This window comes from Nitrosomonas sp. (assembly GCF_043753625.1).
Lineage (GTDB): Bacteria > Pseudomonadota > Gammaproteobacteria > Burkholderiales > Nitrosomonadaceae > Nitrosomonas.
This window is the reverse complement of sequence record NZ_JAYUWI010000079.1, coordinates 1-13,154: the sequence shown is the minus strand read 5'-3', so window position 1 is coordinate 13,154 and position 13,154 is coordinate 1. Positions and strand designations below refer to the sequence as shown.

Below are 13,154 nucleotides of genomic sequence, written 5' to 3'. Positions count from 1 at the left end.
ACAGGCTCAAAATGCTCATTTATTAAGCATAAACTGCGCTTTTTCGCCTGTTTTTGCCTTGCATCGGCTGCCTCGAATACGTTTTTCAACAGCCTGTTAAAGGAGTCGAATTCGACCCCTTTAAAATTCGGATTGTTAATTTTCTCCCAGAGACCAAGAAACTCAATAATCGAGGGTGTTCTTAACCAGTTCTTAACGAACCCCTGAATACTTGTCATTTCGAGTATAGCGAGAAATCTATAATGTTGATTCGCAAAGATTCCTCACTACGTTCGGAATGACAAAGATGAGTTATTCAGAGTTTCCTTAACTACATCTTTCGGTTCGTTAGGATTCTTGACCTTAGCAATGTCAGTCAGCGATATGAAGTCCGCCTGTTCTATTCGCGTGATAGAGACAATGGTGTTTTGGACAATTAGTTTAGTATTAGTCATATTTTGTTCAGGCTATATTAAATGCGAATTATAGCCGCCACAACTTGTACCCAGCCGCTTCGATCGCATCTTGAGGGTACGCAGACTTGACGTCGATAAACACACCACCAACTTTCAACTTGGATAACAATCCACTGACAGGCTTATTGATGTATTCCGTGTGAGCCACGGCTGCCACTATGGCGTCAGACTGCATTGGTAGCAAATCCCATTGGGTGAGGTTGATGCCGTATTCGTGAATAGCTTCTTCTGGTTCAGCCAATGGGTCATGTACGCTGACTTCACATCCAAATTCTTGCAGCTCTCTCACCAAGTCAGCAACCTTACTGTTTCGCAAGTCCGCGCAATTTTCTTTGAAAGTAAGTCCCAGCACGATGACCTTAGATCCTTTGACTGCCCCACCTGCCTTGATGATTTGCTTCACGGTTTGCTGTGCCACGTAGGCTGTCATACCGTCATTGATACGACGCCCTGCCAGAATAACCTGCGGGTGGTACCCGACCATATCTGCTTTATGGGTCAGATAATACGGATCAACGCCGATACAATGTCCGCCAACCAGGCCGGGACGAAATGGTAGAAAATTCCACTTGGTGCCCGCCACTTTCAACACCTCCAGCGTATCGATGCCGAGCTTATCGAAAATAATAGCCAATTCGTTCATCAGTGCGATATTCAGATCGCGCTGGGTATTTTCAATGACCTTGGCGGCTTCTGCCACCTTGATACTGCTGGCTGGATACACGCCTGCGGTGATAATTGAACCGTAAACTTCAGCAACAGTCTTCAATGTTTCCGGCGTATCGCCGGAAACAACTTTAACGATTTTTGTGACCGTTCGCTCTTTATCACCGGGATTAATCCGCTCCGGACTGTAACCGACAAAGAAATCTTTTTTCCATTTCAGGCCGGAATATTTTTCGATTATTGGAATACACACCTCTTCGGTCGCGCCGGGATAGACGGTGGATTCATACACCACGATCGCACCGCGCTTGATGTGCTTTCCAACGGCCTCGGAGCTTTTGATGAGCGCAGTGAAATCCGGCTGGTTTGCTTTATCCACGGGCGTGGGAACAGCCACAATGATGAAATCAGCATCGCTTAATGCTTGTGGATCGGTGTGATAATTCAGCTGAGTTGCAGCACGCAAATGCTCTGATGGCACTTCACCAGTCGGATCAATAAAATTGCGATATGCCGTAATTTTATCTGCGGAGAGGTCAATACCGGCCGTGGGATATTTTTTGCCGAACTCGACTGCCAGTGGCAGCCCAACATAACCAAGACCAACAACCGCGATTTTCATGAAAAAAACCTTTATTGAATATACAAACTTGGTAGCTAATTTAGGAAACTCTGAACAACTGTCATTTCCATCACAGCGAGAAATCTATTGTGTTGATTACCAAAGATTCCTCACTGCGTATGGAATGACAAATGTCATTTTATCTTCAACGCAAAATTTCAAATGACAACGCTTGTGGTCCCAGCTTGCGTCGGCTCTTGACTTTAGATTCACCGAAGGCACTCCCTTTACTATGAATTACCGGATCAAAATCTGTTTCACGACTGGAAAACCGGTATAAATGGATGCTTCGTTGTTCTATTAACCGCCGTTGTAGCGACACTATATACTGCCTCAGCATTTCTTTCGAGAAATCATCCTTTTTATCAAGCCAGATATTAAGTGTAATCGCATAACAATTTCCTGAGTGATCAGGTTCCGATGATTTCCTGAAGAGCCTTATCCAGTAATTCATCTTGGGTCCAAGTTCATCACTGATTGCCCTGGCAAGCGCCTCGGCTTCTTGAGTAGAGTAGCTACCAATGAGGATTTTGCTATTTGAAACAGGCGCAAACCTCAATCGGGTATTAAGCAGTATGTCGAAGTTTCGAAGTAGCGATATAAAATTTTCAGGATGATAAGTCAAGTAGAAGTACCCGGTTAAAATCAGAAGAAAACCGAGTAGCATTGCAAATTCAGGTACGCCTGAATACATACCGGCAAGCCCTATTATTCCTAACAAACCATGTAATAACGTTATGGTGAAAACAATTTCCGAGATCCGGAACCCAGATTTCATCAACAAGTGATGCAAATGTTTCCGATCCGGAGTAAAGGGTGAACGCCCCGCACACATTCTGCGCACCATGACACTGAACATATCCAGGAGCGGAATGGAAAACAACCAAATCGCTGTTACCGGTGTTATGGACGGAATGGGATTTTGTGCAATATCCACCAGCAGCCATGCAAACATCACGCCAAGCAGCATGCTGCCGTTGTCACCGAGAAAAACTCGTGCGTAGCGTTGATAGGGATGACGCAGATTAAAGTACAAAAAACCAACCACACCACCGGCAAGCGCACAAATCAATATCAGATTATGCTGATCTTGTGCTATATAGGTCGTAACACCAATTAACAACAAACTCACCAGCGCAATTGACCCTGAAAGTCCATCGACGCCATCCAGCATATTAAGTGCATTGATTCCACCAATAGTGGCAATAAGCGTAAAAATAATGCCAATCGTTCCGAGTTGCAGCGGGAATCCAAAAAACAATCCGCCCAGTTCATTCACCACCACTCCGCCCCACAGAATCATAATGAGCGCAACCAAAGCTTGTATTGCAAAACGTAATTTGTATCCAAGCTTAATCGCATCGTCTAAGAAACCAGTGCTCCAGATAATGATAGCGCAAATAAGCAGGACAATACATTTCTGGAAATGCTCAGAATGAAGGTTGATTAATAGAATGAATGCAAAACACAAAGCCGCCAGCACCCCCACTCCGCCAACAAAAGGTGTATTGGTATCATGCAGCTTATGTTCATCATCAGGTTTGTCGGTAATATTAAGGGTATGCATGAGTGAAGCAGTAGACCAAATAGCCAATATGGATAAAAAAATGCTAAATAAAAATACAGAAAAGATAAGAATATTCATGATTTTTACTTTGATTTCTGGTAGCTATATTGATAAACATATTTACCATAACCATAACCATAACGCGACGATGATTGCGGCATATCATTAAATACGATGCCCTTTATGGTAACGCCCGACTGGGAAAATCTTCTGATACTCTGTTCCAATTCGCGTTTGGTATGTAATCCAGCTTTTATCACCATGAATGTTGCACCTGCCATCCGGGCAATAATAGCGGCATCTGTAACCGCCAGGATTGGCGGTGAGTCGATGATGATCAAGTCGTATTGTTGAGTGAATCCTTCAAGGATCTGACCAAAACGTTCATGAAGCAATAGTTCCGATGGATTGGGTGGAATTGTTCCGGTGGGAATAAAATCGAAGTTAACCGATGGTATTTTGCGAGTGGCGTCCTGTACAGTTATGGTATTTAAAATTACTTCAGATAACCCACCCTCTCTATTGACTCCAAACAGTTTATTAATTGCACCCTTACGCATATCAGCATCTATCAGCAATATTTTTTTACCGGAATCAGCCATGACTGCAGCAAGATTGGAGGCAACAAATGTTTTCCCAACTCCTGGGCTTGGCCCGCTGATTACGATGATATTATTTTGGGCTTCCAATAAAGAAAAATGTATGGTGGTACGCAGACTTCGCAGACTTTCTATTGCAACATCTTCCTTATTTCTAAGCGCTAAAATAACTGGTCTATTCCTCCTGACCAATTTGGAAGGTTTGTTCAATTCCTTATCGAGTAATTCCTGGTCTTTGCTGTGTGAAATGGTGGCATAAACGGGTATATGCAATTGTTTCTCGACCAAATCCGGATCTTCTATGCCACGATGCAATGCTTTGCGAATAAATGCTGCAACAACACCTAACAACAATCCCAAGGCAAAGGCCACACCAATGATTAAAAGCTTGTTTGGTTTAATCGCCCTATCAGGCAAGATGGCGTGATCGATTACTCTTACGTCTCCCACGGTACCTGCTTTGGCCACACGCAATGTCTGTGCATTATTAAGCAAAGTGCCATAGAGACTTGCACTGACTTCCACATCCCCGGATAAACCCAAAATGACTTGTTGCGTTTCGGGCAATGCCTTAATCCTCTTGTCATTAGATTTTTTTTGTTCCTGCAATCGCGCAATCTGCTTATCAACTGCAATAACATTCGGGTGCGCCTCGGTAAATCTCTGCCTCAGTTCATCACGCTTTTGCTGTAAAAGAGTCATTTGGGTTTCTGTTTCAACAACCCCTTTTAAGATATTTTGTGTCTCCGTATTTAAATCGACAGAGCCCTTTTTATTTTTAAAATCGTTCAGAACACTTGTGGCTGCTTCCAACTGATCCTTGAGTGTAGGCAACTGTTTATCCAAAAATTCCAATGTTTTCTGCGATTCCGCAGACTTATACTCAACATTCTGCTGAACATAAATATTGGCTATTTCATTCAATACCCGAACAGCATGATCCGCATTGTCTGATTCAAAAGTCAACTCCAATATCCCTGTGCCCTTGCCTTTCTCTAACACAGCCAAACCATTTCTTAGTTGACGTGTCGCGTTATTCTCGGATTGCCGCATGAGGGTAAATTGCGTGCGTGGGCGGGCTTTTAAGAGAGATACGAATAAGGTAATAGGCTGTTGAAAGCTTTCAATTTGTTTGCTTACCAGTGTACCCACTGCACCTTCTAGAATAGGTTCATCGTTATAGATGATCTGAAACTGGCCTTGTTGCCCAGCCTGCAGTATGAATTGCTTATCTTTCAAACCATCAGGAACGGTTAATGTGCTGACTTGAATTGCTTCTCCACCCCAGGCATAACTGTCTTGCCCAAATAGCGGACTGGAAACAGCATTATCAGGATTACGGGTTCCGAATCTTCTCGCAATCGCCTCGCCCACGAAAGGAAACAGCCGCGGTTTAGCGATAATTTCCAAATCCAGATTTTTAACGACGGTTCCCAATATCTTCCTGGATTTAATAAGTTCGATTTCAGCCATCACCGGAAGCTTATTTCCTAACATATCGTTTAATGGTTCCATTCCCATCATAGTCTGCGACTTTTCATTCACTTGCAGCATCACATCGACTTTATAAATCGGCGTATCAATAACGGCTTTAATGATGCCTATCGAGAAGACAACGAATGTAATCACCATGACAAGCCATTTACTATCCACCAGCATACTCAACAATTCACCCAGATCGATTGAATCGTCCTCGTCACTGGGTACGGTCTGTGTCAGATCTTTAGTTTTGTCAGTGAATGTGTTGAGCATAGCGGTTACGGAAATAATGAAATATCAGAATGTTTATCTTAATGGTTCAACCGAGATTGATCCGTCAAACGTATTCAAAAGATTAACGATCGGTTGAATTTGTGCAACAATTTCGAGCCAGCGTATTAGCTCTGTCCGATTGATGTAAACCAGATCGCGTGGCTGCAATGGAAAACGGTCTGCCAATAAAAATGCCTCGGGGGATCTTGCATCCAGATGAAATATTTCCGATTTACCTACGCCGCTTCTAAAGATAAAAATTCTGGCCGCATCAGCAGTGTCTTGTGTTAGGCCGCCGTGCTCACTTATTGCTTCCATCAATGTGATACGCGCCTTATCCATAATGATACTTCGCGGTCGGGCACCGAAGCCACGCCCCAACGCAGATTCTCCCATCAAAAAAACCTTATTAAATACATTATTGGGCACATTCAAAACATCGCCATGTTTGAGTAGCACGTTTTGCTTTATATCACCCCCCTCGTAAAGGCTCAGCAGGTTAATGCTGTAGGTCTTGTCATCCCGCGTTAAGGTAATATTGCGCAGATCCGAATCAGGCCTTACCCCACCAGCACTATTGATCGCTTCCAGTACCGTTAAAGGGATATCTCTGACCAGTTGAATTCCTGGCTGAGCCACTTCACCCACGATATAAACCCGTTGACTACGATACGCAGCCACGCGCACGTCAAGTTGAATATGTTCAATATATTTAGAAAGTTTTTGCGTTAATTCTTCGCGAATCTTTTCTACCGTTTTACCTGCTGCCTGAATTACACCAGCATAGGGATAAAAGAAAGTACCATCTTCGCCGACGACATTGCCTGCCGACTCGGCTGAGCGAAACTCACCTGCAGGAATAGTCAATTCCGGATGTCCCCAGACAGTTATAGTAAGGATATCTCTGGGCCCCACACGATATTGATCGTAAGGTTCTTTCTCAGGAGTACCTTTTTGGGTTTTCGATCCAATACGATAATCAAAATAATGATTAGCAACATTGTCAGGACCTAAGCTTTTATTATTGAAATCCTTTTCTATTTCAATAATTGACTGTGCATTAATCGTTTTAATGTCAAGTTTTTTCAGAATTGTTTCATTAGCTTCCTTAACCGGCAATTCCACATTGGATTGACCGGTAAAAGACCTGTAATGTTGCCCTGGAATCAGGGTACAAGCGGAAAGTTGGCTTAATATGATTATAATAAGAAAAATATTTTTCCGAAGAAATACGATTTCCTTTAGATGCCAAAGATTACTTAATTCCATATATAAGATAAGCTCGCGTTCCATTAGCCAGAATAATGTAAAATTTTTGGAAGAATCTTTGTATTCTGCGATTCCACAACCTCGGCAAACCAGGTATTTACCCAAACGAAAGAAACTCTGAATAGCCTTCATTTTAAACGAGGTAAGGAATTTATAGCATTGAACCAGATTCCAAAAATTTCGCACTTCGTTCGAAATGACATTTACAGGCGATTCAGAGCTTCATCAAAACACCAAAGTTTATTACAACGCTTAGTAACCAAAGTAACCAAAGTAACCATTGAAAAGGATATTAAAGCTTGTGCATTTTTCGTTTTTGACATGAAGCAAATTGCTATCATTCTCGATATATACTTTAGTTACATCAGCCAAAGGTGCATTCATGTTTTTCATGATTATATTTATTCAACCGTTTCCGCCTTTGCCAGAAATCATTAGCTTTCCAAGATTTCTTATTCACAGATTAAGCTACAATCTTTCTACCCAGTGAGACACGCCCTGCTCAATTAATGTCAGTGTTTTCTCGAAAAATTGGATTTCTTTTTTATACGGATCAGTGATTTCGAATTTTCCCCATTCACCTAGTCGAAAAATCTTTCCTCTTGCTGTTGGCTCATTTTCTTCAAGAATATATTTCTGATTTAATTCCATTACCAAAATAAGCTCCGACTTACGAATCATTTCTTGATTTAATTGGCAAGCGCGATAATCGGAAATGTCTATACCTCTTTCCCTCATTAGTGAACACGCATTCGGATCTGGAGGATGTCCCACTAATGCACTAAGACCAGCTGAATTTACCGTGCGGTCAGATTTATTAGCGTTTATAAGTGCTTGTTTAAATAAACCTTCAGCCATTGGGCTTCTACATATATTCCCAACACAAACAACGAGTATGCTTTTTAGCAAGTCACGAATTATCCAGTTATTTAATTAGAATAGCGAGAGCAATTGAATTGAAGATAGATTCTTCAGGTCTTAATGCTTTTTATCCATGTAATACAATTCCATAAAACCTGAACCTGTATGCGAACCTTGCACCTGAATCGCACCTTCCCAATAAATATTATACGTAGTTAACATAGCATCAAATTCATTGCTCTCATTTATACTTTTAACCACGAGATTTATATTTTTTGATGGAATATCTATCGTCCATTCTGTTGGATAAGCAATTTTTGATTTATTGCTAATCCACTTTCTCCTGGGAGCAATATTAAAATCTGTTGCTACAAGGTTCTCTGTATTTCCGTTCTGATTTATGCTGCCAATATAGAGGATAGGTTCGTTCGTTTTCCTATCATGCAATTGATAAATCATCAAATCAATACCATCATTTAATTGAAGACTGAACCAGTCCCACGATAAGCGTCCTACAGCGAAATCCCCCCATTGATGATCAAACCAAGAAATACCCGTCACTTTCTCAGTTGTATTATTTATTTTCACAACACCAGAGACAGCCATACGCGTACGGGAATAGTAATAACTATGGCCAGCATCCTTCAGAGAGATAATCCCATTTCCTCCATGAAAAACAGGAGGCTTGGTACTAGTCAAATCGAGATCAAAACTAAACTCATTGGTCATGATTTTTAATTTATCGCGACCATCACTCCCCATCATAAACCAATCGCCCTGAATAAATTCAAAGCCATTTTCCTTAATTGTTGATGGATTTCCTGCTGTTCTGCGTTGCGCAGTATAGTGCTTGCCCGTTTGATGTTCATTAATCGAAGCATGACTAACAATATGATCAGCAACGTTGCTCACAAGAAAAACTGTATAGTGAAAACTATATTGCTTGCCTGATTCAGAAATCAGATGACCATTATAGTACCACCACTCCATAGCAGCCTTGTGCGGTGCATCATCTTTAGGCAAAGTTACTAAATTGCCATTTTCTGCTTTTCTTTCATACCAATCTGCAGCTGATTGCGTATGCACAACCTCATAAATAACCCATGTACCAATACCACAAGCGGCAATAAATATGGCTGAGAAAATAAACTGTGTTCTTGAAAAGCGATATCGCTTATATACGGACTTGATTCTTTTCATACCACTCTATAACTAGCGCCGAATGCATTGATTAGGTCGAATGCCAAAAGTTTTAACTCATTAGCAGTTTTGCAAGTAGCGTATATAAAACCAAATTTGATTGATCCTATCAACCTGCCGAAATTGAAAAAGTAGGAATGTAATTTATCGAAGCATTTGTTAATCGTTAATTTTTACAAAAGTACCCTCTTGATTACTCCATAACTCGCCAGTAAATGCATCGAAGATAGTATCAGCTTCAGTAGCAAAACAATCTGCTACGATTTGACCTGTTGAGGTATCTTTAATGGCCATAGTAATCGGCGGAGTAACGGCAATGCCAGGTATATCTTGAAATTGGTCATTAAAAACCGAAGTCATATCATAACAAACATCAGAGTTTATAATTAAATTAGCTCTCTCTGGAGGTGTATTAATTGTGCAGTGCCTGGTATTAGCAAAATCATCCGGAATAGATTGAAATGGATCAGGAATACCAGGAATAGTAATTGAAACCCCTTTAATCTCAGATGAAATAACAGTGTTTTTAGTTAGTAGAGAAATTCCTGATGCTGTGGTTTGCTGGGGTGCTTCACATAGATTACTATTTGGCGTTACTGAAATACATTGTCCGTTTGTGGTGATATTAACAATATTGCCATTTTGGATAAAAAACAGACCATCGATTGTATTTTTAGTATTACAAGCTGGAATACTGGTATTGCCTCCAGAATTTTGAATTAGCGCAATCATATTTGATAACGAATCAACGAATGTTGGATTATTTCCCCAAGGTCCTCCCAACAAATAGACACCAATATCATTCTTGTTCACTCCAGTATAAATTCCTTTGTCAGCATAGTATCGATATAACCAAGGCTCGATACTCTGCGTGGTCTGATGACCTGAAAAGAACTGTGGATAAGTGCTCTCTGCCCAGTTGAACAACTTCTCAGTATCGCTGACCATATCGGCAGAAACAAAGTGGATGCTGCTGAACAGAGTGAATGTACAAGCAGATAGAATGAGCCGCTTCATGTGTTGTTTCATATAAAAACCTCTAATACGTAATCGCATAAAAATAATCGCCTTTATAAAAATAATATCACAGGGTAAAGAAAGGCTTAAACAACTCACATTACAGATAGCGTTTAATTTAGTTGATCATACCACTTAATCGCTTATCTCCCGAAAAGCAAAAATACCTTTAGCTCAATACCGCTTAGAAGTGATTCAGATTCACCATCAAACATCTTTTTAATCTTCCCGGATCAAATTTGACGAAATGTCCGGTACAGGTATAATCAGATGCAGAAAATAGACGTTTATTTTCTCATTGAGTTTACAATCTTCTTAATTATTTTGTCATAACTCTGTTCTATTAATTTTCAATTATTTTTAACCAAGAACAGCATAAATCAACTGAGCTATTTTACTTAATGAAAATTTAGCTTCAATAATTTAATTCCAAACGTTATAACTTTTAAGGAAAAAAATGGCTATTATTAACGGAACAAATAAAGATAATGTGCTTAACGGCACAGCTTTTAATGACTTCATTTATGGTTTAAAAGGTAATGACACGCTCTTCGGTTTTGGCGGCAGTGACTTACTTTTTGGCAATGACGGCAATGACAAGCTTTTGGGTGGCGGTGGTAATGACATACTTTACGGCGGCAAAGATAAAAATATCTTGACAGGTGGCGCAGGTCAAGACACTTATGTTCTAACCAAAGAGAAAGACAATGCTGACACCATTAACATTGCAAAAGGTGAAAGTTCTACAAGTGCTGCTAATGTTATTCTGACAGGTAAAATAACAGGATTCGATACTATCATTGGCTTCGACAAGCACGACCAGCTTAATTTGGACGTAAATTCTAGTCGCGTTATGGCTAACACCAATGTCAATACTGTAAATGACACGGTCCACTTTAAGAATTTTTCAGTTAACAATGGCATACTCAACTTAAAAAATGGTGCAAATAATGTCGCACTTACTAGTGAAGCACTTCTACAAGAGGCCTTTATATATGTCATTAGCAATCTGGATGTCATTCCCAACGATGTTGCTGTAGCTGTTAATGTTGATATTGGCGTAAACGAAACAAATTCGCCTATTCGAGGGAAGCATGCTCTTGTTTTTGTTGACCATACCGACCCTGGTTTTACAATCGTCGATATTGTGGGCAGCCTAAACTCGCTAAGTGTCAGTCAGGTTATTTAAGATAACTAGCTCAACGAACAATGTTATCAAATAGGAATCCACCGAAACCAGAAGAAATTTTCTTCCGGCATTCTCTGGAAAAACTGCCCGCCATCAGCACACCGAGGGACTAAACACCAATTCAACCACATGAAATAAATAGTTTTCTGCAAATAATTATGAACAAAGAATCTTAGAATTGATCGACTTTTTACAAGCCGTATTTTAATTTTTCTCAGGTACATCCTTTACTCCTGAGTAAAACCATAGTTTTACCTGTAAAATCTTTAGTTAGATTCAGTGTGTATAAATCATGGATAATATATGTTGTTTTTAAATTTAGATGAATCATTTCATCTGCTTAAACATCAACTTACTCATCAATTGGAGATTCTAGATATGTTGCATCATATGAAACGGTTAATTTTATCTGGATGTGCGTTTGTATTGCTATGTCATAGTCATTTGATTTACGCTGATACAGGTAGCGATACTGAAAAAATACTTAACTGGGCTGAAAATACTTACCCAGAGATTTTTTCAGGTCATCAAGCTACTCAGAATATAGAACCTTGGTTATACCGACATTATCCAGAAACTGGAATATATGCGGGTGTTAACAAAAATGATAATGGCGTTTATCTCCTTGGAGGAATTTGGGGTGATCAACCAACATATATCGATACGCTTGCCAATCTTATTGTTCATATTGACAGTTTGGGTGGTAATGGTAGTGTGGCTGCTTGTGATACCTCGAAAACGCCTGCGGGGATTACGTATAGTCAAAGTGGCAATGTTGTTACCGTCACTTCCGGTGGGCAGTGTGTAACTGCACCAGATCTTGCTAACACTAATCTTTGCAGTGTGCCGCGACAAACAACCGCAAGTGGCATTTCCTTGCTTGGAAGCAATACTGTAACCAGTTCAAGATTAGAAGGTTTATCAATCAATATCCCGGGATTACCCGATTCTATTAAAGGTATTGTCGATACTTCAGCAAATGTTAAGCATTGTACTATCAATGTTGCGGCTGACACAGCTAACTTAATTGTAAATTCTGATCTATGTTTTGATATCACAACAACTGCTACAAATTTATTAGCAGGTTTCCCTGTCGATGGAATTGCGCTGACACCTCCGGTGAAATATTACACAGCGGGGACTTATACAAGTAATATCGTGGATGATTGTTTTGCGACGGATGCTACGACAGTAAGTGATGCTTTTACTGGAGAAATGTGGGTAAGGCAAAATGGTGAGTATGTCAAAATTGACGGTTAAATGTTCAATTCATAATTTAGGGCACTTCTAAAAATTCAAAGTTCTAAACAAAACGAGGCGCGAGCAAAAAATGGTGACGCAGCATATAACTGATATGTAAGGAAACATTTTTTGTGAGCAACAAAGTGTTGTGACGAAATTTGGATTTTTAGAGGTGCCATTTAGTTGTTTTTAACAACTGAGTCATATCGACATCAAGTGTGGTGTGATATTGAACAAAATTCTGGGCAGCGCATTGGATCTCGCCCGTGTCTTCCAAGATGAAGATGCGCTCATCCGGGTCACTGTGCGAACCATTTCATTGATAATGGCGTTGATCAGCGTTGTTTTACCCGATCTGCGGTGCCACCAATGACTAGAATGTTGCGGTGCTTGCGCACAGCCTCTTTGATGACATCAGAGTGTCTTGGCGACAACACGCCGGTTTCCGAGCTATAGTCAAATCTGGTGTATAGAGAATCAAGCGGCATTCTGTTTTTGATCCTCTGCTTGTTTAATACCGTTAACAAATTTAACGCCATTGATTACATCTGCTAACAGGTTATAGCCTCTTAAGCAGAACCATTTTTTCTGTGCTGTCTCCATAAGTTTGAACGCCATTGGATATTCCGTTACGATATGACCTGATGATTTCTCAATAATTTGAATATTTTTTAACATGATTAAAACTCCAACTTATTAATTAGAGTAACAATAT

General features: G+C 40.3%; 10 protein-coding genes and 2 pseudogenes. 2 read left to right on the top strand and 10 right to left on the bottom strand.

The features are described 5' to 3' along the window. From ACH10T_RS07905 to ACH10T_RS07870, 8 genes and pseudogenes are all read right to left on the bottom strand, one after another. A pseudogene (locus ACH10T_RS07905) lies at positions 1 to 218 on the bottom strand (hypothetical protein); the annotation flags it as partial. A gap of 244 nt (positions 219 to 462) precedes the next feature. Further along, on the bottom strand, positions 463 to 1,743 hold the full coding sequence (locus tag ACH10T_RS07900) for a nucleotide sugar dehydrogenase (protein ID WP_394808764.1): 1,281 nt from the start codon (positions 1,741 to 1,743) through the stop codon (positions 463 to 465). Positions 1,744 to 1,888: 145 nt separating this feature from the next. Next, positions 1,889 to 3,388: an MraY family glycosyltransferase gene (locus ACH10T_RS07895; RefSeq protein ID WP_394808763.1), complete on the bottom strand. Its 1,500-nt coding sequence runs from the start codon at positions 3,386 to 3,388 to the stop codon at positions 1,889 to 1,891. A gap of 5 nt (positions 3,389 to 3,393) precedes the next feature. Beyond that, on the bottom strand, positions 3,394 to 5,661 hold the full coding sequence (locus ACH10T_RS07890; RefSeq protein ID WP_394808762.1) for a polysaccharide biosynthesis tyrosine autokinase: 2,268 nt from the start codon (positions 5,659 to 5,661) through the stop codon (positions 3,394 to 3,396). Between the two features lie 33 nt (positions 5,662 to 5,694). Next, a complete protein-coding gene (locus ACH10T_RS07885; RefSeq protein ID WP_394808761.1) occupies positions 5,695 to 7,062 on the bottom strand; it encodes a polysaccharide biosynthesis/export family protein in 1,368 nt (455 codons plus the stop codon). Positions 7,063 to 7,398: 336 nt separating this feature from the next. Further along, positions 7,399 to 7,839, bottom strand: a complete 441-nt coding sequence (locus ACH10T_RS07880; RefSeq protein WP_394808760.1) for a low molecular weight protein-tyrosine-phosphatase — start codon at positions 7,837 to 7,839, stop codon at positions 7,399 to 7,401. A 69-nt stretch (positions 7,840 to 7,908) separates the two neighbouring features. Continuing rightward, the gene (locus ACH10T_RS07875; RefSeq protein ID WP_394808759.1) at positions 7,909 to 8,991 is read right to left on the bottom strand and encodes a lipocalin-like domain-containing protein; all 1,083 of its coding nucleotides are present in this window, start codon (positions 8,989 to 8,991) and stop codon (positions 7,909 to 7,911) included. 159 nt (positions 8,992 to 9,150) lie between these two features. Continuing rightward, positions 9,151 to 10,047, bottom strand: a complete 897-nt coding sequence (locus ACH10T_RS07870; protein ID WP_394808758.1) for a hypothetical protein — start codon at positions 10,045 to 10,047, stop codon at positions 9,151 to 9,153. Positions 10,048 to 10,465: 418 nt separating this feature from the next. Between ACH10T_RS07870 and ACH10T_RS07865 the strand changes: the two genes are divergently transcribed. Beyond that, on the top strand, positions 10,466 to 11,197 hold the full coding sequence (locus ACH10T_RS07865) for a hypothetical protein (RefSeq protein ID WP_394808757.1): 732 nt from the start codon (positions 10,466 to 10,468) through the stop codon (positions 11,195 to 11,197). Positions 11,198 to 11,500: 303 nt separating this feature from the next. Further along, positions 11,501 to 12,457: a hypothetical protein gene (locus tag ACH10T_RS07860; protein ID WP_394808756.1), complete on the top strand. Its 957-nt coding sequence runs from the start codon at positions 11,501 to 11,503 to the stop codon at positions 12,455 to 12,457. Between the two features lie 163 nt (positions 12,458 to 12,620). Here the strand turns inward: ACH10T_RS07860 and ACH10T_RS07855 are convergent. Further along, positions 12,621 to 12,843: pseudogene (locus ACH10T_RS07855) on the bottom strand (ATPase, T2SS/T4P/T4SS family); the annotation flags it as partial. Between the two features lie 73 nt (positions 12,844 to 12,916). Next, positions 12,917 to 13,117 (bottom strand): hypothetical protein, encoded by a 201-nt coding sequence (locus tag ACH10T_RS07850; RefSeq protein WP_394808755.1) that lies wholly within the window; start codon positions 13,115 to 13,117, stop codon positions 12,917 to 12,919. Positions 13,118 to 13,154: the final 37 nt, after the last annotated feature.

Excerpts from the sequence above, each read along its gene's own strand:
- ACH10T_RS07900 (WP_394808764.1), bottom strand. The coding sequence starts at position 1,743 with ATGAAAATCGCGGTTGTTGGTCTTGGTTATGTTGGGCTGCCACTGGCA.
- ACH10T_RS07850 (WP_394808755.1), bottom strand. The coding sequence starts at position 13,117 with ATGTTAAAAAATATTCAAATTATTGAGAAATCATCAGGTCATATCGTA.
- ACH10T_RS07895 (WP_394808763.1), bottom strand. The coding sequence starts at position 3,388 with ATGAATATTCTTATCTTTTCTGTATTTTTATTTAGCATTTTTTTATCC.
- ACH10T_RS07860 (WP_394808756.1), top strand. The coding sequence starts at position 11,501 with ATGTTGTTTTTAAATTTAGATGAATCATTTCATCTGCTTAAACATCAA.
- ACH10T_RS07875 (WP_394808759.1), bottom strand. The coding sequence starts at position 8,991 with ATGAAAAGAATCAAGTCCGTATATAAGCGATATCGCTTTTCAAGAACA.
- ACH10T_RS07865 (WP_394808757.1), top strand. The coding sequence starts at position 10,466 with ATGGCTATTATTAACGGAACAAATAAAGATAATGTGCTTAACGGCACA.
- ACH10T_RS07870 (WP_394808758.1), bottom strand. The coding sequence starts at position 10,047 with ATGCGATTACGTATTAGAGGTTTTTATATGAAACAACACATGAAGCGG.
- ACH10T_RS07885 (WP_394808761.1), bottom strand. The coding sequence starts at position 7,062 with ATGAAGGCTATTCAGAGTTTCTTTCGTTTGGGTAAATACCTGGTTTGC.
- ACH10T_RS07890 (WP_394808762.1), bottom strand. The coding sequence starts at position 5,661 with ATGCTCAACACATTCACTGACAAAACTAAAGATCTGACACAGACCGTA.